Origin of the sequence: Pedobacter panaciterrae, from assembly GCF_013204795.1 — a bacterium.
In the GTDB taxonomy this organism is placed as follows: domain Bacteria; phylum Bacteroidota; class Bacteroidia; order Sphingobacteriales; family Sphingobacteriaceae; genus Pedobacter; species Pedobacter panaciterrae.
The window spans coordinates 595,288-614,768 of record NZ_JABMKW010000020.1; the positions used below are offsets into that span (position 1 = coordinate 595,288).

Genomic DNA, 19,481 nt, shown 5'->3' on the forward strand with positions numbered 1-19,481 from the left:
AAAAAATTTTAATGGGTTTTTAGCATCGCATCAATCCAAACAGGAATCATTTTTTTTCTTTCTTCAACCATTTTATCAAAATCTTCTTGTTTTAATTCTCCTATAATTTTAAGTAGGGGACTGGCTACAAAAGGGAAAACCGTTAAACTGATAATGTTTATAATAAAATGCAGGGGATTAGCTTTACTATTTAGGGCTTCGTTTAACTGCTGATAAAAATGAGATTTAAGCAGAATCTCTTTAACATTCATATTTGTAGCCAGTTTTTCGGGGTTAGCTTTTATTTCACTTAAAATGAATAATGGCATGTCTGGTTGCTCTCTTAATAAATTGATATAGTTTTCGGCAACCAGTGAAATCTTTTCTGTTAGGCTAAATGCCTCATTATTCAATAGTCCTCTTATCCCCATTAAAAACTGCTGTATGTTCTCCATCATTACAATATCAAACAACTTCTCTTTACTTCTGAAATAGTAATTCAGCAACGCAAGGTTTATACCGGCTTCTTCAGCAATATCCCTTGTACGAGTACCAGAGTAACCTTTTTTTGTAAAAACAATATTTGCTGCTGCTTTAATCTTTTCTTCAGTGCTGCTGTCGGCTTCTATCTTTGTTTTCTTACTCATCTTTATCTTGTAATACCTTAGGTACTACAAATATAAGCGTAATTATTTTATTTAATCAAATAATTTAATCATTTGATTAAAATCATACACATACATCTTATTAACGCAGAGATCAAGTATTTTTTCTACTTTTGCTTCATACTTTCGAAGCATCAACTTTACATATGTTTTCTCGTAATCGCTTTTTTGACTTTTCGCAAAAGGTCAATTATAAAAATGAAATCCTGGCAGGCCTAACGGTTGCCATGACAATGATGCCCGAATCTTTATCATTTGCTATCCTTGCCGGATTCCCTCCCTTATCAGGCTTATATGCCGCCTTTATTATGGGACTGATTACCTCAATTTTAGGTGGCAGGCCGGGTCTTATTTCGGGTGGTGCAGGCGCTACCGCAATTGTTCTTATTGCTTTAATGAAGTCAAATGGAATTGAATATGTTTTTGCTGCCATTGCATTGGCTGGCATTATCCAGATAGGGGTTGGCCTGTTTAAACTGGGAAAATTTATTAGCCTGGTGCCTCAACCGGTAATGTATGGTTTTGTGAATGGCTTGGCGGTTATCATTTTTATGGCGCAATTGCAACAATTTAAAACTGTTGTGAATGGAGAATCGGCCTGGCTCAGTGGTACTCCATTATTTATTATGGGTGGTTTAGTACTGCTTACCATAGCAATAGTGGTGCTTTTGCCAAAAATAACTAAAGCTGTCCCTCCATCTCTAATAGCTATAATAGTAGTTTTTTTACTGGTCCTTGGATTCAATATTGACACAAAAATGGTAAGAGATATTGCTTCTGTTAGTGGTGGGTTCCCTCCATTTCACATACCTGCTATACCCCTTGAGTTTAAGACTTTACAGGTTATTTTTCCATATGCCTTAATTATGGCAGGCGTTGGTTTAACAGAAGGATTATTGACCCTCAATTTGGTTGATGAGATTACCACCACAAAAGGCAACGGTAATAGAGAATGTATTGCGCAAGGAACTGCAAATATTGCTAATGGCTTTTTCTTTGGAATGGGGGGGTGCCCAATGATTGCTCAAACACTGGTTAATTTATCGGCTGGTGCCAGAGCAAGATTATCTGGAATAATTGCTTCATTAACCATACTTATTATTATACTTTTCGGTGCACCTATTATTGACCGCGTTCCAATGGCTGCATTAACAGGGGTAATGATTATGGTTGCCATAGGTACATTTGAATGGGTTAGTTTCCGCATCATTAACAAAATGCCCAGGCAGGATATCTTTATAGGTATTCTTGTGGCCGGAATTACCATTTGGCTTCATAATCTGGCACTTGCAGTACTTATAGGTGTTATCATTTCAGCCTTGGTATTTGCATGGGAAAGCGCAAAACGAATCCGTGCAAAAAAATATATAGATGAACTTGGGGTTAAACATTACGAAATATTTGGCCCCTTATTTTTCGGATCTGTAGCCGCTTTTAATGAGAAATTTGACGTGACCGGAGACCCTCAGGAAGTTATCATAGATTTTAATGAAAGTAGAGTAGCGGACATGAGTGGTATAGAAGCACTAAATAAATTAACTGAACGTTATAAACTGGCAGGAAAGAAATTACACCTGCAGCATCTTAGTGAAGATTGCAGGACGTTACTCAAAAATGCTGAAACAGTGATAGAAGTTAACATCAAACAATTTTGATCTATTGCTGTTGCTTTGATATTAAATAATAAGAATGAAATTAGTTTACACGGATCCCTTTGCCATCGAACTCCATGGAGTTAAGCTTACAGTCTATCCACAAGAGGATGGCATCTATAAAGTTTTTAAAGGTTCAAATAAATTTGCTATTCTACATGCTGTAGTCCATGAACTGGGTATTACCTGGGAAACAAAGGGATGGATAGATCAGTCGTACGTAAATGAAATTGGAAAACTGATCGAGGAAGAGCATGTTGATTTGCTTTAACTGATTAGGGTTTGTAAACTGGATCAATTGTTTATCTTCATGAAAAAAAAGAATCATGAAGAGTTTCCCTGTGGCTAAGCTGATACCAAGATTGTTGATGCTGGTTTCCGTATTATTGCTAACTTCCTTTTCCTCTGGAAAAAGAGCAAAACTGAATATTGTTTTTATAGGAGACAGTATAACGGAGGGAGGTGCACTAAAACAGCCATCCTTAGAGGCAACGCCTCTTATAGTTCAGCAAATCCTAACTTCAAAAGGACGCTTTAGCTCTGTTAATATTGCAAACATGGGCTATAGCGGACATACCAGCCTTGATTTTTTGCCGGCCACTAATACTGACTTCCCGAAGGTTATCGAAGCCGCAAACGCTTTAAACAAGGATACCTCGGCCACGCTTTTGTTTTCTATTATGTTGGGAACTAACGATAGCGCAATATTCGGGCCCAACGGATCGCCTATCTCTGCTGAGCAATACGATCAAAATATTTCCAAAGTGATTGATATTTTATTAAATCAGTTTCCAAAGGCAAAATTTGTACTTCAGTATCCACTTTGGTATAGCGCTAATACTCAAAACAATGCAGCTTATTTAGAAGAAGGTTTAAACAGATTAGAAAGTTACTTCCCAAAAATTGATAACCTGGTTAAAAGGTATACCAAATTAGCTCCTAAACGGATATTTGCAGGTGATAAATCTGGCTTTGATTTTTTCAAAAAGAATCATACTACTTTGTTTAAACCTGAACAAGGAAAAAAGGGCACGTTCTATTTGCATCCAAATGCCGAAGGATCAAAAGAGCTGGCAAGAATATGGGTTAAAGGGATCTTAAAGGCCATCTAAAGTTCCAAGGGAGGATAATTATGGTTTTTTGCGTAATATTGAACATTAATCCTTAGTCAGATGATGCTCCCTAAAAAACTAAGCTGCTTTCTACTGGTTTGTATCTGCTTATTTAGCTGCATTGCCTTACGTGCTCAAAAGAAAGATTCAATTAATAAATTCCTTGTAAAGGACAGCTCAAAATTAGATTTTGTAGCTAAAATGCAGGCTTTTGCAAAACGTTCTTCGAAAAAAAGTGCTGATGAGTTTGATGCCGATAAAGCAACGATTGCTCAAATCAAAACGTTTGACGAGATACAGCGGACCATGCAAAAAGCAAAGATCTATGTAAATGGCAAATTAGACACGACGGATACAAAAAACGAGCTTAAAAAGATCGAAGAAGATTTTGCTGTGGCTGGTGATGGTATTTTTACTGACAGAGGATCATCACAAACATTCCGAAATCTAACTGCTACCTCAAAGATATTATCGCAACTGCTAAATAAAGTAAATGCCAGAAAACTAAAGCTAGATGCCCGTCAACAGGAATTGAACAATTTCCGGTATCAGCTTGATTCGCTATTAAGTGTACCCGCATTATTTAAATTTCCGGCAGACTCAGTAACACTGATGAAGTATTTGCAAAAGATAAAAGTTATTGCATATGAAACTAGCCCCATCGATACCTCACTTAAGATGGCAAGCAATAACATTCAGAACTTACTTAATCAGGTAAACATGACGGCTTTTAAATTGGAAAGCAGTTTAGAAGAAATTGAATCTTATCAGAAAGACATGGCGGGGCAGACCTACAAAAGGGAGTTTGGAAACCTCTGGAAGTCACCTGGTAATTACCGGCCATTTGAAGAAATACTTTATTTTTCAAAAACAAAAGGATTATTGACCCTTACATTTTATGCGGGGAACAATACAGGTAAATTAATATTGCTTGTTTTACTTATTGCTACTTCTTTTATTTATCTGCGCTCACTTAAAAATATTTATTTAGAAAATAATCTGCTAAAAACTGATTTTGATGGCCAATTGGTACTCAGGTATCCATTGCTCTCTGCTATGTTAATTATTATAAGTTTATTTCAGTTCTTTTTTGTATCGCCTCCTTTTATCTTAAACGTTATTTTTTGGTCAATATCCTGCATTTGTCTGAGCATTATTTTTAGAAAATATATAAGCAAATACTGGATGCGTGTGTGGTTGATTATGGTTGTAGTTTTTCTGATTGCTGCTTTGGGTAATTTGATACTACAGGCCTCCAGAATAGAGCGATGGGGTATGCTTGTTACTTCTATACTTGGGGTAATAGTTGGCCTGGTTACAATATTAAAAGGGCATCGCGAAGAGCTTAGAGAGAAATGGATTGTATGGTCTATCGCTTTTATGGCCTTACTTGAACTAATATCCACGCTGGCAAATTTGTTTGGAAGGTATAATTTGGCAAAAACACTGTTCATTGGCGGATTTTTAAACGTGGTTATTGCCATTCTTTTTCTTTGGACAGTGCGGCTTATTAATGAAGGGCTCTTTCTTGCATTTAATGTATATTCAGGACAGGATAAAAAGCTTTTTTACCTCAACTTTGAAAGGGTAGGCAAAAGGGCTCCTTTGTTATTCTATATACTACTGGCTGTAGGTTGGGCGATATTACTTGGCCGTAATTTCCCGGCATTTGATTACCTACTTAAGCCTTTTCAAAACTTTTTTACCCAGGAGCGCACTCTTGGTGATTATACCTTCAGCATCAATAATCTGGTATTATTTATTGCAATTATGTCGATTGCAGTTATTGTGTCCAAGATCGTTTCTTTTTTTGCATCTGATGGACATCTTCCAGATAATAAGGAAAATAAGAATGAGAGACAGGGGATAGGGAGCTGGTTGCTACTGGTGCGTATTTCGATCCTGTGCATCGGGTTATTTTTGGCTGTAGCAGCAGCAGGGATTCCTGTTGATAGGATAACCATCGTTTTGGGTGCTTTAGGTGTGGGTATAGGTTTTGGTCTGCAAACTTTAGTTAACAACCTGGTAAGTGGACTCATTATTGCATTTGAAAAGCCCGTTAATGTTGGAGATATTGTTGATGTTGACGGCCAGGGTGGTAAAATGAAATCTATTGGGTTCAGGAGCAGTGTAATTTCTACCTGGGATGGCGCCGATGTAGTTATGCCCAATGGCGATTTGCTTAATGCTCATCTGATCAATTGGTCGCTCGGCGGAAACCGTAAACGCATATCGATCCTGATCGGCATTGCCTACGATGCTGATCTGGAGAAGTGCAGGCAGTTACTGACGGAGATTTTAAACAATGATCAGCGGATCAGCAAGAATCCGGGTCCTGTTGTACAATTCGAGCAGTTCAGCAATAGTTCAATCGATCTGCGGATATATTTCTGGACAAAACATATTGGAGATACGTCTGCTACAAGGAGCGATCTGATTATAGCTATCGTTGCAGCTTTTAAAGCCAATGGCATAGCAATACCATTTCCTCAACAGGACATCCATCTTCATCATCCAGATCAGCAATAAAACAACTACTTGCCATGCACCATCAAGAATTTGAACCTCCTGAAGAGCTACAAGATATCATAAAGTGCTTTTGGTACAACAGAAAAGAATCTGGAGAACTGGAATCGAGTTTCGAGGTAGTGCCTGATGGCTACGCTGAAATTATTTTTTATTTTGGAAACCTTTATGGCATTTCTTATAATGATGGTTTACAGCCATTGCCCTCACCGTTTATGATGGGACTGCTAAATCAACCTGTTCTTTTTCATACACAAAACCGCTTGGAAATCATTGGTATCAGGTGCTTTCCATGGACTGTTTTCGATTTGCTTGGATTGCCATCCGGTAAAGATGGGCTGCGCATATTTGAACATCCGATAGCCCGGCTTCAGTTGACTTTGAATAAATTGATTCATGCCAATGGGATAGATGATGCGATAGCCCATGTAAAACAGTATTTCTTAAATGAACGCTCTCAGATTGGCCCCGACAATACCTTATTCAAAGCGGGAGTTGCTATGAGAGAGGCAAAGGGTGCTATTTTGGTAAGCGAGGTAGCGGCGGCGGCTCATGCAACGGTTCGTACATTGGAAAGGAGATTTAAGCAATCTTCTGGCCATACAGTTAAAGACGTGTCTGGCCTGATGCGTTTTGAGGAGGTACGAAACCGGTTATGGCATTACCCGGAATCCAACCTTGCCAGCTTGGCCCAGGAACTCGGCTACGCGGATCAAGCGCATCTTAGCAAGGAATTTAAGCGCTACAGTGGCACTACACCAGGGGTATTTGCACGAAAGGCAAAGAAAGGAAAACAGACTGTCGGCAGTGATTTTGTCGCGTTTGTACAAGCCTAACGCAGGAACATTCCAGAATTTTGTGTTTAAATAAATCATATGAAAACACAAAATAAATCCATTTACGATGTCATCATTTCGGGTGCAGGACCTGTAGGTCTGTTCCTTGCCTGTGAACTAGCACTTGCCAAATGTTCAGTCCTGATACTGGAAAAGGCGGAGAATCCGCAGTCTCCATTGAAACAACTTCCTTTCGGGATACGAGGACTCTCAGCACCTACTATTGAAGCGCTTTACCGCCGTGGTTTACTTGAAGAGCTAGAGCTGCATAAACAGCTTAAAAATCCACATCAAAATGCAAAGGAAGGGGCACAAAGGCAGGGAGGACACTTTGCTGGTATTCCATTTCTTGCCGTCAATGTTGACACTTCACAATGGGCGTATCGTTTACCTTGCTCTACCCAGACTAATTTAATTTCTGAGATGCAGGAGATTGAAACAGTTTTAACCCGCCGTGCAGAATCTTTAAATGTACAAATCAGGCGCGGGCATGCCATTACTGACTTTAATCAAACTGCGGATGAGGTAGCGGTTCAGTCTGGTGATCAATCTTTTAAAGCTAAATGGCTGGTAGGTTGTGATGGGAGTCGAAGCGTTGTCCGGAAGATTGCTGGTTTTGAATTTGCAGGCACAGAACCGGAATTCACCGGTTATTCTGTAAAAGCGGATATAGCTGACCCGGAAAAGCTCAGCCCTGGCAGAAATGTGACTGCAAGGGGCATGTATATGCAATCTCAGCCTGGCTATGTACTAATACAGGATTTTGATGGTGGAGCATTTCATCACTCGGGAAATCCAATCACGCTCGAACATATTCAAGAAGTGTTGCGCCGTGTGTCGAATACCGATGTAACGATCAGCACCCTCCATATTGCCACCACCTGGACCGATCGGGCGCGGCAGACCACAACCTACCGCAACAGGCGGGTGCTTTTAGCTGGCGATGCTGCACACATCCATTCGCCGTTAGGAGGACAAGGGCTTAACCTTGGGCTAGGCGATGCCATGAACCTGGGTTGGAAGCTTGCAGCAACCATCCATGATAAAGCCACAGATGGTTTGCTAGACACTTATTATACCGAACGGCATCCAATTGGCGCACAAGTTTTGGATTGGTCACGCGCACAGGTTGCAATTATGAAACCAGACCCGCATGCTCGCGCGCTGAATGCAATTTTTCGCGATTTGATCAACACGCGTGAGGGCGCCACCTATTTTGCAGGAAGGGTATGGGGTATCAACATACATTACCATTTAGGAGGAATCCACCCGCTGGTAGGGCACAGCGTTCCCAACTTTGAGTTCGAAGATGGTACTACGATTGGTGAGCTTATGCGGGATGGCCATTGGACACTTCTTGATTTTGACAAGAATGTTTTAATAAAAACTTTGGCAACTGAATATGGCAGTCAAATCAACTTTATATCTGGACAAGTGAAAGAACAATTCGGCCTAAGTGTTGTGTTGATACGCCCTGATGGAATTATCGCCTGGGCTTCTGATAATGAAGCTCATGAAAACTCATTTAGACAAGCAATTGCATTTTGGATTACAGGCGTCACATCGGAGGCCATTGATCGTTGTTGATACTGTAATTGAGCGATACCAAACCACTTTCATAAGTCTTGCTTTTTAGAAGAGTGAGTTTGGTTCGGTTATCCTTTTTGTGGAACAGGGTTTTACCATCACCAAGCAGTATAGGATGTACTGACAACCATAATTCATCGACAAGGCCTTCTTTCATCAGGGCATCGGTAAGTTCAGCACCACCATATAACCATATATCTTTACCTGGTTCTTCTTTTATCCTTCGCGCTTCAGTAATGCTATTGTCAGATATAAGTATGGCACCTTCTTTTACTGTTTTCAATGTTTTAGAAAATACATATTCTTTCATTGCAGGCATTCCGGGAACTATTTCTCCGTTATTGCTATCGGCATACTGTTGCGCTATCTCGTAACTTTTACGGCCAATAAAAATGGCATCTATGCGGTCAAAGAATTCGTTTAAGCCATAGTCCTGGTCCGTAAAGCACCAATCATATTCACCGTTAGGTCCTTCAATATATCCATCCAGTGTTATTGCTAATCCTAATATTAATTTTCTCATATCGCTAATGTTTTTGTATTGCAAAACTGCAAAGATTAAATTAACTCAAATTGTACAAAACGGACATCAATGAATAATATGTTGCGCATGAGCGAATTTACCAGGAGCATATCCAGTATATGTTTTATAATCACGATTAAAATGAGCCTGGTCATAGTAACCGCTTTTATAAGCAATTTCCGTAAGTGAGAGGGCTGGGTATTTTTTTATATAGTGAAGTGATTGTATGAACCGGTACACACGCAAATATTCTTTGGGTGATAGGCCAATACATTGCAGAAATTTTCGTGAAAGATGGCGCTGACTGACACCAGCGTCGTTTGCAAGCTTACTTACAGACAACAAGCCACCGGAAAATTGCGCCTGCTGCAGGCAATAGGCTACCTGCAAATCGTTTTTAGCTGTGGTTAATTGTTGCAGCAAATAGTTTTGCAGTATGCCTACACGTGTTTCATTGTTACAGACACAGGCTAGATTATCTTCTATTTCTTCCGCCAGATTATTCCATATATCGGATAAGGCAGCTGTAGTGTCGGCTAATGTATGCATGGGTATCTGAAAGAACTTATATGCCATGCCAGGATGGAAACAAACAGCAAGGCAACCTGCCCCTTTGCGCATCTGGACATCCATGGGCCGGCTCATACGAAAGCTAACGATACTACGCTTGTGCAGTTCATCGCCAATGATTGCCACTGGCGTGCTGGTGTAATTCACAAATAACTCAACACAAGTATCAGGTAATACTCGTATATGACTTATATCTGTGCCTTCATCACAATCCATAGTACATATCACTTTGACATAGGGCCGGAGGCTCGTCATGATATCGTATAATTGAATACGCATAATTTAAAACAGCTCCATAGTCAATTTGTGATGTTCATACCAGTAATGGGGGACAAGGTCATAATTAAATATCTCTTTTTCTATAAAGCCGCATTTTTTTAGAACTCTTTGGGATTGCAAATTATCTATATCAGCTATAGCATAAATTGAAGGAAGTTTAAGTTCGTTAAAACCATATTCTACTGCTGCTTTTGAAGATTCAGTCGCATAACCTTTTCCCCAATGCTTCTTTAGAAATCTATAGCCTAGATCATGATAGTCTTTATGGCCATTGGTTAAATCAGTGATTAATTTAAATCCGCCCCAACCTACAAAATCACTCGATTCTTTTTCAATTATTGCTAGCCGTCCCACTCCGTTGTCAACATATTGTTGTCTAATGAATTTTATAACATCTTTAGCCTGTTGAATATTTTTAATTGGATTTTTTCCGAGGTGCTGATGCACTTCGGGATCAGAATCTAAACTAAAGATGCCTTCGACATCAGTTTCTAATAATTCTCTAAAATAAAGTCGCTCGGTTTCAATAAACATCTTCATTCTCAAACTTATTAATATTAAATGGAATTAGTTTTAGTTCACAAAGGTGTACCAGAGATTTCCTTTATTATTTTTATACTGAAAGAATGCCTGCCCATCAGCCACCTTTGGATTTCGTCCGGATTGATGTCAAGAGAGACAGCAAGGTCATTTGCCGAAAGGCCTTTATCTGCTAATTTTTTTGCTGTTTTATTGGCAATGTCCAGATTCAGCTGCGTTAATTCTTCTATAGCAGGGTTGCCGCTTTCTTCCAACCAGATGGATACAAAATCGTTCTTTTCCATTTATGTTTGTTGTAATTGTTTAAGGTATTCAGGGCATTCCGCACCGTTTGTTCATTTGGCTGCAAAACTAGTAAACAGAGATGAGTTCTATAGCCTATACAAGCTAAATAATCTTGTTGTTAACAGTGTAAGAAAGGGCTTCAACAATATTACTCACACCTAAACGCTCAAAAATCCGTCTCCTATAATACTTCACTGTGTCAGCAGAAACAAATATTTTTTCTGCAATTTGATTAATTGTTAATCCTTGCGCATGCAAACGCAATATCTCGATCTCCCTTTTTGTGAGTTTAGGTTTCTCTGATTTACGCCAAACATTATTTTCTATATTTAGTTCCCAGGTTTCATCTGTGCCTTGTTTATGAATACAAACATTGCCTGCATTTTTATGATGTGAAATAGAAACGATGCACATTGCTTTCCATAACTGATCATCGCTTGTCAAAAACAACGGGGTAAGCTTATGATTGATGAGAATATGCTTACCATCCTTATTAACTAAATGGAAATCGTAAGTTATGCTATATGATTTTTTCGCGTGACCAGGCAGTTTTTTATAGAAATCAAATCCTGCATCATTAATGAGGTTTAGCAGTTCCAAATCTCTTTCAGGAACATTTTTAAAATAGAAATCATAACCCATCTCCAACACTTCCTCAGAAGAATACCCGCATAAAAACAATGGGTTTTCTGAAACGTATTCAAACGCCATCTTTTCATAATCAATAACATATATACTCTCATATGTTAACCTTGCAAAAGACTTTACGACTTCCAAATAATGTTGCTGTTGAAGATGGTCGTAATCTGATATTCTTTCAACCTTATTCTTGGTAAGCAGGCTTGAATTAATGTTGCTTTTCATTAGCTACTAGGGCTTATTAGCAAATCTACACTAAAGTGTAGTTTTTGAGAATTTTTTTGTGCGGATTTTTACAAGAAACATTTTTCGCATAGCTAAGAGAGAGCTATCCCAAAATGGTATGAAACCACACTAACGGCCAAAATACAGACATACAAAAACAAATGACAAATTGTAAAACCTGCAACCTCGAATTAACTTCAAAATACTGTCCAAACTGCGGACAACCTAGTCAGCTTAAAAGAATTGATGGACACTACATTATTCATGAAATTGAACATGTTTTGCATTTTGAACGTGGGATCCTATACACTATAAAAGAACTTATAGCAAATCCAGGACAGAACGTAAGAAACTATCTTTCAGATAACAGAAGTCGACTTGTTAAGCCAATAATTTTCATTATTGTTACATCTCTTATTTATTCAACATTCAGCAACTTTTTCCATATTGAAGATGGTTATGTAAATTATTTAGACGATCATAAATCTACAACGAGTGCAATTTTTAAATGGATACAGGGACATTATGGTTATGCGAATATAATCATGGGTATTTTTATTGCATTATGGACAAAGCTATTTTTCAGAAAATATAAATTAAACATTTTTGAAATTTTAATCCTTCTGTGTTTTGTGATTGGAATGGGAATGTTGATTTATTCAGTTTTCATAATTATTCAAGGTTTAACACATTTTAACCTAATGCAAACTGCAGGTATTGTTGGGTTTGTTTATACTACTTGGGCAATTGGACAATTTTATGAAAAAGGAAAAGCCATTAATTATGTGAAAGCATTTTTTGCTTACATTTTAGGCATGATCACTTTTGCATTGACGGCAATAATGATTGGAGCAATAATAGACACAATAATTAGACATTAAAACTTATGAGCATTAAAAAAGGGCAATCATTCTTATTCCTAATTATAGCAATTATTTTAGGATGGACTATTTTTAAACAGTTTGATTTTGAAAATTTGAAATTTGAAAAACCAGCATTAGCTATTGTATATATAGTGACTTTTGTAATGTCTGTTTACTTTCTTGTTAAAAACGTTAAAAGAGAGGAATAGCAGCCAACCTAGGTTGGCTGTGATGATACTCCAACTGCGCCTTGCTTATATTCTGCTTTACCAAATAAACTTATAGTCGTCTATACGATCTGATTTCACAAAACGCGTCAGCTTACCGTCGTGGAAATAAAAGAATAAATAAGGTTCAGCATTGGCGATAATTACTCCTCTGGAGATAATACGATAAATATTTGTGCCATTATTATCGAGTGACATCAATTCCGCAGAGCGGTTAGCTTGTTTGAATTCATTTTCTGACATGCCGATCTTAATTGAGGATTCTTGATATGACATACTCTTGCAGCCTAAAGCTATTACCGCCAGGCAGATTAAAATTATTTTTTTCATATGTGTTTATTTGTGTGTAATGAAGTGGGTTCAATAATTATGCCTTTTAGTATCCCTAAAATATATAAGGACCCATAGTTTTGAGAAAGACAAATAAAACGCTGATTGTCAATATTTTTATTTCGCGTAACTTTTTGGCTATCAACACCAAAGGTTGTGGAGTGTTGCGGCAGATTCTTCACAAGATTATGTTTTCTTCACACCTTATTCACACCCCCTTCACATCAAATCCACAAACAGGTATCTTTTTGTGAAAAAAGTGTGCCTAATGTGAGTTTGATGTGAGAACAATGATACTACTTTTGGCATTTATCTATTTTGGTTATACAAACCAAAACCAGGCAGCTATAGGATTCCGTTTCTTTTTTTTTTTGGGGGGGGGAGGGTACTAAAACACAAAAACCTGCAATAATCTAACTTGCAGGTTTTTGTGTTGTTCTTTGTGAACCCATTGGTACAAAACTCGAACCATTTTATCAGCGATCTGAAGCTTTTAGGTGAATTTTACCCGAAATAGGGATAATTTTAAAATGTGTTATGTATGCAAATGTTTTATCTGTTAGCATATTCTTCAAAACGTAGCCACAATACCAAACCGGATGTTATATTCAGCTTAAACTGTCAGTTCAAAAAATCTTCTTCCGTCATTGCATTATTTAATAATACCCCGGTAATATTCCCTGTCGATATAGCATATGGTACAGCACGTAAAGGATTGGTATTGTCTCCACAAGCGAATATATTATCTACTGTGGTTTTCTGAAATGCATCTACTTTGATAAGTCCTTGTTCTGTCAATTCACAGCCCAATGATTCGGGGATTTTACAATGTTGTTCAAAAGGAGGTCTAGAGTAGATAACTTCTAATTTAAAAGTTGAATTGTCCGAGAAAATTATTTCTTCAACTACTCCGTCTTTCTGTTTCAATGAGGCAATATCCTTTTCAACAATTGAAATATTGTGCCTTTTGATTTCATCGGTTTGCTCTTGTGTCAATTCTGATTTCCCATTTGTAAATATGGTCAAATCCTTTGTCCAGTTACGAATGAGTCGAGCCAAATGAAATGCACCGTATCCATTTGCAAAAATCCCTGTTTTTTGATTTTTTACTTCATATCCGTGGCAATAGGGACAATGAAGTACTGTAATCCCCCAACATTCAGAAAACCCCTTAATGTTTAGCATTTTATCTTTTAATCCTGTTGCAAAAATGAGTTTTTTAGCCGAAAATATTTTCCCTGATTGAGTTGTAATTTCGAAACCTTTATCAGTTTTCGTTCCATTAGTGGCAAGGTCAGTTAAGAATTTTACTGTCTCGTATTTCAACACTTGTTTTTTTGCTTTTTCCGCAATAACGCTTGGTTTTTCTCCGTCTTGCGTAATGAAGTTATGGGAATGAGGTGTTTGTCGGTTACAAGGTAAACCGCTGTCAATGATTAAAACACTTCTTAATGCTCGTCCCAAAGACATTGCTGCCGAAAGTCCTGCATAGCTGCCGCCAACTATGATTACGTCAAAATTTTTGTTATCTGTCATGTCATTAAAATTTGAAAATGTTGTTAATGGAAAAGGTAAAGCTAAAACTGATAAAGCAAGCCCCCTTGTTTAATCAGCTCTCGTCTTGATATTTTTTTCATTTCAGTTACTTGTTTTTTAGAGGAGCGCAAATAAATTTGATGAGCAGATTAAATTTAGTTATTTCATTTTGCTGATTTTACACTTTTATGTACTGCACCTTCAAACTGTGGATAGGCGTAATTATTAAGGAATAACACCATTCCTGCCATTTTTCCTACAATGTTTCTGAATTTTGGATTCTTGGCATTTATTACCTTAATAATTTGGTTCGCTATTACAGAAGGCTCATCTCCCTCTGCCAAACCATTTTTGATATACTTATTCACTTGCTCTTTATAGTTCTTGTATTCTGCTATATTTCCATCAGCAGAAATCATGTTTGTGCCAATATTTGTTTTTGCCCACATAGGCTGTACCATACTAACCTTGATATTAAATTGACTTACTTCAAAACGTAATGATTTAAAGAAGCCTTCTAAGGCATGTTTGGATGCAGCATACATTGGGTGCATAGGTAAAGATATAAGCCCCATCATTGAGCTAACTGTAATAATTTGTCCAAACTTTTGTTTTCTGAAATAAGGCAATATTGCTTTTGTTACATTTACTGTTCCCCAAAAATTAGTTTCAAATTGAAGTTTTCCTTCTTCTGTTGATGTTTCCTCGGCTAATCCAGTGAGCATATAACCCGCATTATTAACCAAAACATCCAATTGATTTACGGTTTCAAAAAGCTGCTTTGTAAATTCTGTTATCGAATTCTCACTGGTAATATCCAAAGCCAATACTTTAAAGGGAACAGTTGCTTGCAGTTTTTCCGGATTACGACTTGTACCAATTACATGATAACCTTGTTGATGTAAATTCTTCGCTAGCATCAAGCCAAAGCCTGAAGATGCGCCTGTTATTAAAATTGTTTTTTTCATTTTACTTAATTTTAAAGATTAATCGTTTTTTATACTAGGAGGAATCAACTTATACATTACCGGCGTTACAATTCTTGAAAGAATAGTTGAACTGATTAATCCGCCAATCAATACAATTGCTAATGGAGCGATAAGTGGATTGGGATTCAAAGCAAGTGGAATTAATCCGCAAATAGCTGTTAGGGAAGTTAGCACAACCGGTAAAAAACGGGTTTCTCCTGCTTTATTAATGGCATCGTCTATGCTGTATCCTTCAGCCCGCAATTGATTGGTAAAATCAACGAGTAACAGCGAATTCTTGACTTGTATGCCGGACAAACCAATGAAACCAATAATAGAAACTATTGACATGGGATGGCCGGTGATTAATAGCATTATCACGCCGCCCAAAATCCCCAATGGAATAATAGATAGTACAATGATGATACCTTTAAACGTTTTGAATTGTAGCAACAGAACGCCAATGAAAAGGAATGTACTTAACAGGATAACCGAGAGAAAATTTCCACCGAGTGTATCGCCTTCCGATTCCGCTTCCCCGGATAACTTGTAATAGTAACCAGGCGGCATTTTAAGTTGGTCCAGTTGCGGAACAATGTCCTTTAGTAAATCATTAGCATATACACCTTCCTTGGTTAAGGAGGTAACTTTTGCGAAACGGGATTTATTAAAATGATTGATGGCCGTAGGTGAAGTTTCGAATGCAATGGACGCAATTTGGCTAACCAACACAGGAACACCTTGTATATTGTTTACATAGAGATTCTTGAATGCATCTAAATTTGAAAATTTATCTTTGGGAAGTGTCAGGACAACGTTGCGTGCATCGCCTCTGTCATCAATATAGTCACCAACAATTAATCCTGCTACCGCCATTCGAATTACCTTATCAACATCGCTTGTAAGCACACCTAATGTGCGGGCTTTTTCTTTGTTTATTTCTATTTTAATGTCGGACTTGTAGGTGTTTAATTCGTTATTGATGTAAACTGTACCTGGGTTGTTGCGTAAAATATCCTCCACTTTAAAGGAAAGCTTACGTAGCGTGTCTGGGTCTTCACCAAAAACCCTTACAACTATGTTGGCTTCTATCGGCGGTCCTTGTTCAAAATCTTTCACTTCAATTTTGGCATAAGGAAAAGCTTTAAATTTTTCTCTTAGCTGATTAATCAACTTTACTTTAGCGTTAGGATTAGCCTCATCATCCATCTGTACAAAAATCTGTGCAAAGTCGGGCTTAATATCCTGTTGATGTATGTTATAATATATCTGTGGATTTCCTTTACCTACATTGCTTGTATAATACACAATCTCTTTATGTTGCTTCAATTCATTTTCCACAAGTTTAGTAACACGATCACTTTCAGGTATATCAGCCTGGAGGGGCATTTTGATATTGATCAGGAACATTGGCTTTTCGGAAGTCGGGAAAAGTTTAAATCCTGCTTTTGTAAATAAGAAAAAGGCCAGCACGCTAAGTATTAATGACATTCCAATGGTTGTTTTAGGATATTTTAAAGCTCGTGGCATAATACCTCTATAACTATAAGTCAGGAATTTTTGAAGTTGCTTAAGGAAAAAATTGCCTTCTCCATGGGTATGCGTTTTCAATATCCGGCTTCCCAGGAAAGGAACCAACGTTAAAGCTACAATCATTGATGCCAGCACACTGGTGATAACAGCCATAGGCAGGCTGCGCATAAATTCACCGGCGGCATCAGGCAGAAAGGCAAGAGGCAAAAACGCAATTACTAGAGTGGCTGTACATCCTACAACTGCTACACCTATTTGTTTAGTGCCTTTCAGAACAGCATCCATTCGTGAGTGACCTTCCCGAAGCCATCGCTCTATATTTTCTACAACTACGATGCTGTCATCCACCAACAACCCCAAAGCCACTACGAGCCCAACAATACTGAGCTGGTTTAATGAAAAGCCCAATAAATTCAATGCAATAAGCCCTAACGCTAAAGAAAGCGGAATAGAAACCATTACGATTAGTGATGCTCTAAATCCCAAAGGCAATAAAGTAATGACTACTAAGACAATGGCTAAGGCAAAATCAAATCCAAGATGTCCCAAACGTTGTGAAACCATAGTGCCCTGATCAAAAGTTTTGACAAGCTGAATATTAGAAGGTAAGCTTTTAGGAAATTCCTCCAGTATCGGAAGAAACTCTTCCTGCACTTTCGCTATGTTAACATTGTCTTTCATTGCTGCCGTAACCAGTACACTACGATGTCCATTCACCCGTGTAATATGGTTGACCATTTCGCTTTTATAACTTACATCAGCCACATCCCTCAAATAAACAATCTTTCCATTGGCATTGTAAATAACAGTATTGGCAACATCTTCAACATTCTTAAGCTTGCCGCTGGTCTTTACATTAAAAACCTTGCTGTCAAGATTGAGGCTTCCTCCGGGAATATCTGCTGCTTCACTTTGCAAACTACCTGCAACTATGTTAAGCGGAATTTTCAGTTGCGCAAGTTTATCCAGCTGTACATCAACGCGGATTTCCTGTTCTGGCATACCGGAATACTTCACCTCTTTGAGGTTTGTTATTTTCTCCAGACGGGTTTTTAGTTTATCAGCTTCATCTCTCAATAATTTATCAGAGGCGTTATCTGAAACCAATGCCACCTGTAAAATTTTCACATCGGAAGAAGAAATCTTTTCTGTTTTGATTTGATAGATATCCTTAGGAAGTGCACTGTTTTTTAAAGCATTTATTTCTGTTGATATCTCCTGGTATTTATTGTCTATATCAACTCCATATTTGAATTTCACCTGGATTGCCGCTACACCATCCTCAATTGTAGTAAGGATTTTGTCAATGTTTTCCAGACCATAAATTTTATTCTCAATTGGTTTTGCCACCTGCTCCTCCATGTCTTTAGGACTTGTGCCCGGATATATCACAGTTATAAGATATTCGGGTGGATGTATCGTTGGGTCTTCCGAACGGGGCATTGTAAATAAGGCGAGTACACCAACTACTGCAAACAGCAGGAATATGATAAGTGTGAACTGGTAGTTCTTAACGGCGAAGTTTGTAATTTTCATATCTGTTATTATTACCTGATGATTTTTATTGTAGATTTTTCGTTGAGATAGGCGCTATTCGATATCACGATTTCTTTCACTCCATCAAGCCCATTTTTTAGATAAACCTGTTGATTGTCGAACCTTGAAATCGTTACCGGAATTTTTCTAACCTTATTGGCTCCCTCAGGTGTAAATACGAATGCCTTGTCACCGTCCGCTTCCACCAAAGAAGCATACGGAATGACCTTTACATTTTCATCCTGGCTTGTAGATATCTCCGCCTTGCCAAACATTCCGACAGCTGGTTTGATGTCGTTTAACTTCAACTTTAATTCTACCTGAAAAGAACCAAGCGTAGGATCTGCTGCCTGCGACTTACGAAACACGAAAGCATCGAATTTTTTATCCGCATATCCGTCCAGTGTTACTGTTGCTGTTTGTCCCGGGTTAATCACTGCCCATTCCCGGTCAGTTACACCAACTTTAAGTAAGTAGTTATTGTTTTGCTTTGTTTCGTTAATGAGAAGGACAGGCATACCGGGCCCAACTACTTCTCCTTCACTGGCAATTTTCTTTGCTACAAAGCCATCAGAGGCGGCATATATTTTTGAATAATGTGCGTTAAACGCAACAGCCTCTTTTGCCTTGTGAGCAATATCAAGGGCGGTCTTTGTGTTTTGCAGCTGCTCTAAGGTATACACACTGTCTTTGTAAAGATTGACGGCCCGTTGATAATCACGTTGTGCCTTTTCAACACCTAAGTTGGATTGCATTAAGCCTGCTGAAATTTCCGTTGAATTGAGTGTTGCGAGCAACTGGCCTTTTCGAAAGAACTGACCTTCCTCTACAAAGACACGGCTAATGACGCCACCTATTTTAAAAGAATACTTAGCTTCGTTTTCTGTACTTACAAGGCCCGTAGCACTTATTTTTTGGGGTAGTCCCAATGCAGATACAGAAGAAATCTTTACGGGTATAACATCTGCTTGTCGTAAGGGACTTTTTTTCGTGTCTTCTGCCGTACAAGAATACAAAACGGATACTACCGCAATAACGCTGAACAATTGTATTTTTTTCATAATAATTCT

19 protein-coding genes are annotated in these 19,481 nt (G+C 38.1%); 8 read left to right on the plus strand and 11 right to left on the minus strand.

The window, feature by feature from the left end:
* Positions 1-8 precede the first annotated feature (8 nt).
* Entirely contained in the window at positions 9-626 is a 618-nt protein-coding gene (locus tag HQN86_RS21465; RefSeq protein WP_172662929.1) for a TetR/AcrR family transcriptional regulator, read from the minus strand.
* Positions 627-790: 164 nt separating this feature from the next.
* Here HQN86_RS21465 and HQN86_RS21470 point away from each other — a divergent pair, with 164 nt between their 5' ends.
* Genes HQN86_RS21470 through HQN86_RS21495 form a run of 6 tightly spaced genes read left to right on the plus strand, consistent with a single transcriptional unit; the run spans position 791 to position 8,357 of the window.
* Positions 791-2,299 carry a SulP family inorganic anion transporter gene (locus HQN86_RS21470; protein ID WP_172662930.1) on the plus strand — a complete coding sequence of 503 codons (1,509 nt, stop codon included), beginning with the start codon at positions 791-793 and terminating at the stop codon, positions 2,297-2,299.
* Between the two features lie 34 nt (positions 2,300-2,333).
* Entirely contained in the window at positions 2,334-2,567 is a 234-nt protein-coding gene (locus HQN86_RS21475; protein WP_172662931.1) for a hypothetical protein, read from the plus strand.
* A gap of 55 nt (positions 2,568-2,622) precedes the next feature.
* Positions 2,623-3,408, plus strand: coding sequence for a GDSL-type esterase/lipase family protein (locus tag HQN86_RS21480; protein ID WP_216854483.1), 786 nt, complete (start codon positions 2,623-2,625; stop codon positions 3,406-3,408).
* A gap of 60 nt (positions 3,409-3,468) precedes the next feature.
* Positions 3,469-5,937, plus strand: coding sequence for a mechanosensitive ion channel domain-containing protein (locus HQN86_RS21485; RefSeq protein ID WP_172662932.1), 2,469 nt, complete (start codon positions 3,469-3,471; stop codon positions 5,935-5,937).
* Positions 5,938-5,951: 14 nt separating this feature from the next.
* On the plus strand, positions 5,952-6,770 hold the full coding sequence (locus tag HQN86_RS21490) for an AraC family transcriptional regulator (protein ID WP_172662933.1): 819 nt from the start codon (positions 5,952-5,954) through the stop codon (positions 6,768-6,770).
* A gap of 39 nt (positions 6,771-6,809) precedes the next feature.
* Positions 6,810-8,357: an FAD-dependent monooxygenase gene (locus tag HQN86_RS21495; protein WP_172662934.1), complete on the plus strand. Its 1,548-nt coding sequence runs from the start codon at positions 6,810-6,812 to the stop codon at positions 8,355-8,357.
* On the opposite strand, the gene HQN86_RS21500 is transcribed toward HQN86_RS21495, so the two are convergent.
* The 5 genes from HQN86_RS21500 to HQN86_RS21520 form a co-directional block, all read right to left on the minus strand.
* A complete protein-coding gene (locus HQN86_RS21500) occupies positions 8,329-8,880 on the minus strand; it encodes a dihydrofolate reductase family protein (protein ID WP_172662935.1) in 552 nt (183 codons plus the stop codon). The two genes, HQN86_RS21495 and HQN86_RS21500, sit on opposite strands and share 29 nt — an antisense overlap.
* A 66-nt stretch (positions 8,881-8,946) precedes the next feature.
* Positions 8,947-9,729 carry an AraC family transcriptional regulator gene (locus HQN86_RS21505; protein WP_172662936.1) on the minus strand — a complete coding sequence of 261 codons (783 nt, stop codon included), beginning with the start codon at positions 9,727-9,729 and terminating at the stop codon, positions 8,947-8,949.
* A 3-nt stretch (positions 9,730-9,732) separates the two neighbouring features.
* The gene (locus HQN86_RS21510; protein ID WP_172662937.1) at positions 9,733-10,269 is read right to left on the minus strand and encodes a GNAT family N-acetyltransferase; all 537 of its coding nucleotides are present in this window, start codon (positions 10,267-10,269) and stop codon (positions 9,733-9,735) included.
* Positions 10,270-10,307: 38 nt separating this feature from the next.
* Positions 10,308-10,553, minus strand: a complete 246-nt coding sequence (locus HQN86_RS21515) for a hypothetical protein (protein WP_172662938.1) — start codon at positions 10,551-10,553, stop codon at positions 10,308-10,310.
* 103 nt (positions 10,554-10,656) lie between these two features.
* Entirely contained in the window at positions 10,657-11,418 is a 762-nt protein-coding gene (locus HQN86_RS21520; RefSeq protein ID WP_172662939.1) for a response regulator transcription factor, read from the minus strand.
* A 161-nt stretch (positions 11,419-11,579) separates the two neighbouring features.
* On the opposite strand from HQN86_RS21520, the gene HQN86_RS21525 reads away from it, so the two are divergent.
* Both HQN86_RS21525 and HQN86_RS21530 read left to right on the plus strand, forming a co-directional pair.
* Positions 11,580-12,299, plus strand: coding sequence for a DUF3667 domain-containing protein (locus HQN86_RS21525; RefSeq protein ID WP_172662940.1), 720 nt, complete (start codon positions 11,580-11,582; stop codon positions 12,297-12,299).
* 5 nt (positions 12,300-12,304) lie between these two features.
* A complete protein-coding gene (locus HQN86_RS21530) occupies positions 12,305-12,490 on the plus strand; it encodes a hypothetical protein (protein WP_172662941.1) in 186 nt (61 codons plus the stop codon).
* Positions 12,491-12,547: 57 nt separating this feature from the next.
* Here the strand turns inward: HQN86_RS21530 and HQN86_RS21535 are convergent, their stop codons facing one another.
* From HQN86_RS21535 to HQN86_RS21555, 5 genes are all read right to left on the minus strand, one after another.
* Positions 12,548-12,838 carry a hypothetical protein gene (locus HQN86_RS21535; protein ID WP_216854484.1) on the minus strand — a complete coding sequence of 97 codons (291 nt, stop codon included), beginning with the start codon at positions 12,836-12,838 and terminating at the stop codon, positions 12,548-12,550.
* Positions 12,839-13,459: 621 nt separating this feature from the next.
* A complete protein-coding gene (locus HQN86_RS21540) occupies positions 13,460-14,374 on the minus strand; it encodes an NAD(P)/FAD-dependent oxidoreductase (RefSeq protein ID WP_172662943.1) in 915 nt (304 codons plus the stop codon).
* 164 nt (positions 14,375-14,538) lie between these two features.
* A complete protein-coding gene (locus tag HQN86_RS21545; protein WP_172662944.1) occupies positions 14,539-15,342 on the minus strand; it encodes an SDR family oxidoreductase in 804 nt (267 codons plus the stop codon).
* A gap of 18 nt (positions 15,343-15,360) precedes the next feature.
* The gene (locus HQN86_RS21550; protein WP_172662945.1) at positions 15,361-18,411 is read right to left on the minus strand and encodes an efflux RND transporter permease subunit; all 3,051 of its coding nucleotides are present in this window, start codon (positions 18,409-18,411) and stop codon (positions 15,361-15,363) included.
* 11 nt (positions 18,412-18,422) lie between these two features.
* Positions 18,423-19,472: an efflux RND transporter periplasmic adaptor subunit gene (locus HQN86_RS21555; RefSeq protein WP_172662946.1), complete on the minus strand. Its 1,050-nt coding sequence runs from the start codon at positions 19,470-19,472 to the stop codon at positions 18,423-18,425.
* Positions 19,473-19,481: the final 9 nt, after the last annotated feature.

Coding starts and splice junctions, on each gene's coding strand:
- HQN86_RS21480 (WP_216854483.1), top strand. CDS start 2,623: ATGAAGAGTTTCCCTGTGGCTAAGCTGATACCAAGATTGTTGATGCTG.
- HQN86_RS21530 (WP_172662941.1), top strand. CDS start 12,305: ATGAGCATTAAAAAAGGGCAATCATTCTTATTCCTAATTATAGCAATT.
- HQN86_RS21505 (WP_172662936.1), bottom strand. CDS start 9,729: ATGCGTATTCAATTATACGATATCATGACGAGCCTCCGGCCCTATGTC.
- HQN86_RS21555 (WP_172662946.1), bottom strand. CDS start 19,472: ATGAAAAAAATACAATTGTTCAGCGTTATTGCGGTAGTATCCGTTTTG.
- HQN86_RS21500 (WP_172662935.1), bottom strand. CDS start 8,880: ATGAGAAAATTAATATTAGGATTAGCAATAACACTGGATGGATATATT.
- HQN86_RS21550 (WP_172662945.1), bottom strand. CDS start 18,411: ATGAAAATTACAAACTTCGCCGTTAAGAACTACCAGTTCACACTTATC.
- HQN86_RS21465 (WP_172662929.1), bottom strand. CDS start 626: ATGAGTAAGAAAACAAAGATAGAAGCCGACAGCAGCACTGAAGAAAAG.
- HQN86_RS21490 (WP_172662933.1), top strand. CDS start 5,952: ATGCACCATCAAGAATTTGAACCTCCTGAAGAGCTACAAGATATCATA.
- HQN86_RS21545 (WP_172662944.1), bottom strand. CDS start 15,342: ATGAAAAAAACAATTTTAATAACAGGCGCATCTTCAGGCTTTGGCTTG.
- HQN86_RS21485 (WP_172662932.1), top strand. CDS start 3,469: ATGATGCTCCCTAAAAAACTAAGCTGCTTTCTACTGGTTTGTATCTGC.
- HQN86_RS21515 (WP_172662938.1), bottom strand. CDS start 10,553: ATGGAAAAGAACGATTTTGTATCCATCTGGTTGGAAGAAAGCGGCAAC.
- HQN86_RS21540 (WP_172662943.1), bottom strand. CDS start 14,374: ATGACAGATAACAAAAATTTTGACGTAATCATAGTTGGCGGCAGCTAT.
- HQN86_RS21535 (WP_216854484.1), bottom strand. CDS start 12,838: ATGAAAAAAATAATTTTAATCTGCCTGGCGGTAATAGCTTTAGGCTGC.
- HQN86_RS21495 (WP_172662934.1), top strand. CDS start 6,810: ATGAAAACACAAAATAAATCCATTTACGATGTCATCATTTCGGGTGCA.
- HQN86_RS21520 (WP_172662939.1), bottom strand. CDS start 11,418: ATGAAAAGCAACATTAATTCAAGCCTGCTTACCAAGAATAAGGTTGAA.
- HQN86_RS21525 (WP_172662940.1), top strand. CDS start 11,580: ATGACAAATTGTAAAACCTGCAACCTCGAATTAACTTCAAAATACTGT.
- HQN86_RS21470 (WP_172662930.1), top strand. CDS start 791: ATGTTTTCTCGTAATCGCTTTTTTGACTTTTCGCAAAAGGTCAATTAT.
- HQN86_RS21475 (WP_172662931.1), top strand. CDS start 2,334: ATGAAATTAGTTTACACGGATCCCTTTGCCATCGAACTCCATGGAGTT.
- HQN86_RS21510 (WP_172662937.1), bottom strand. CDS start 10,269: ATGAAGATGTTTATTGAAACCGAGCGACTTTATTTTAGAGAATTATTA.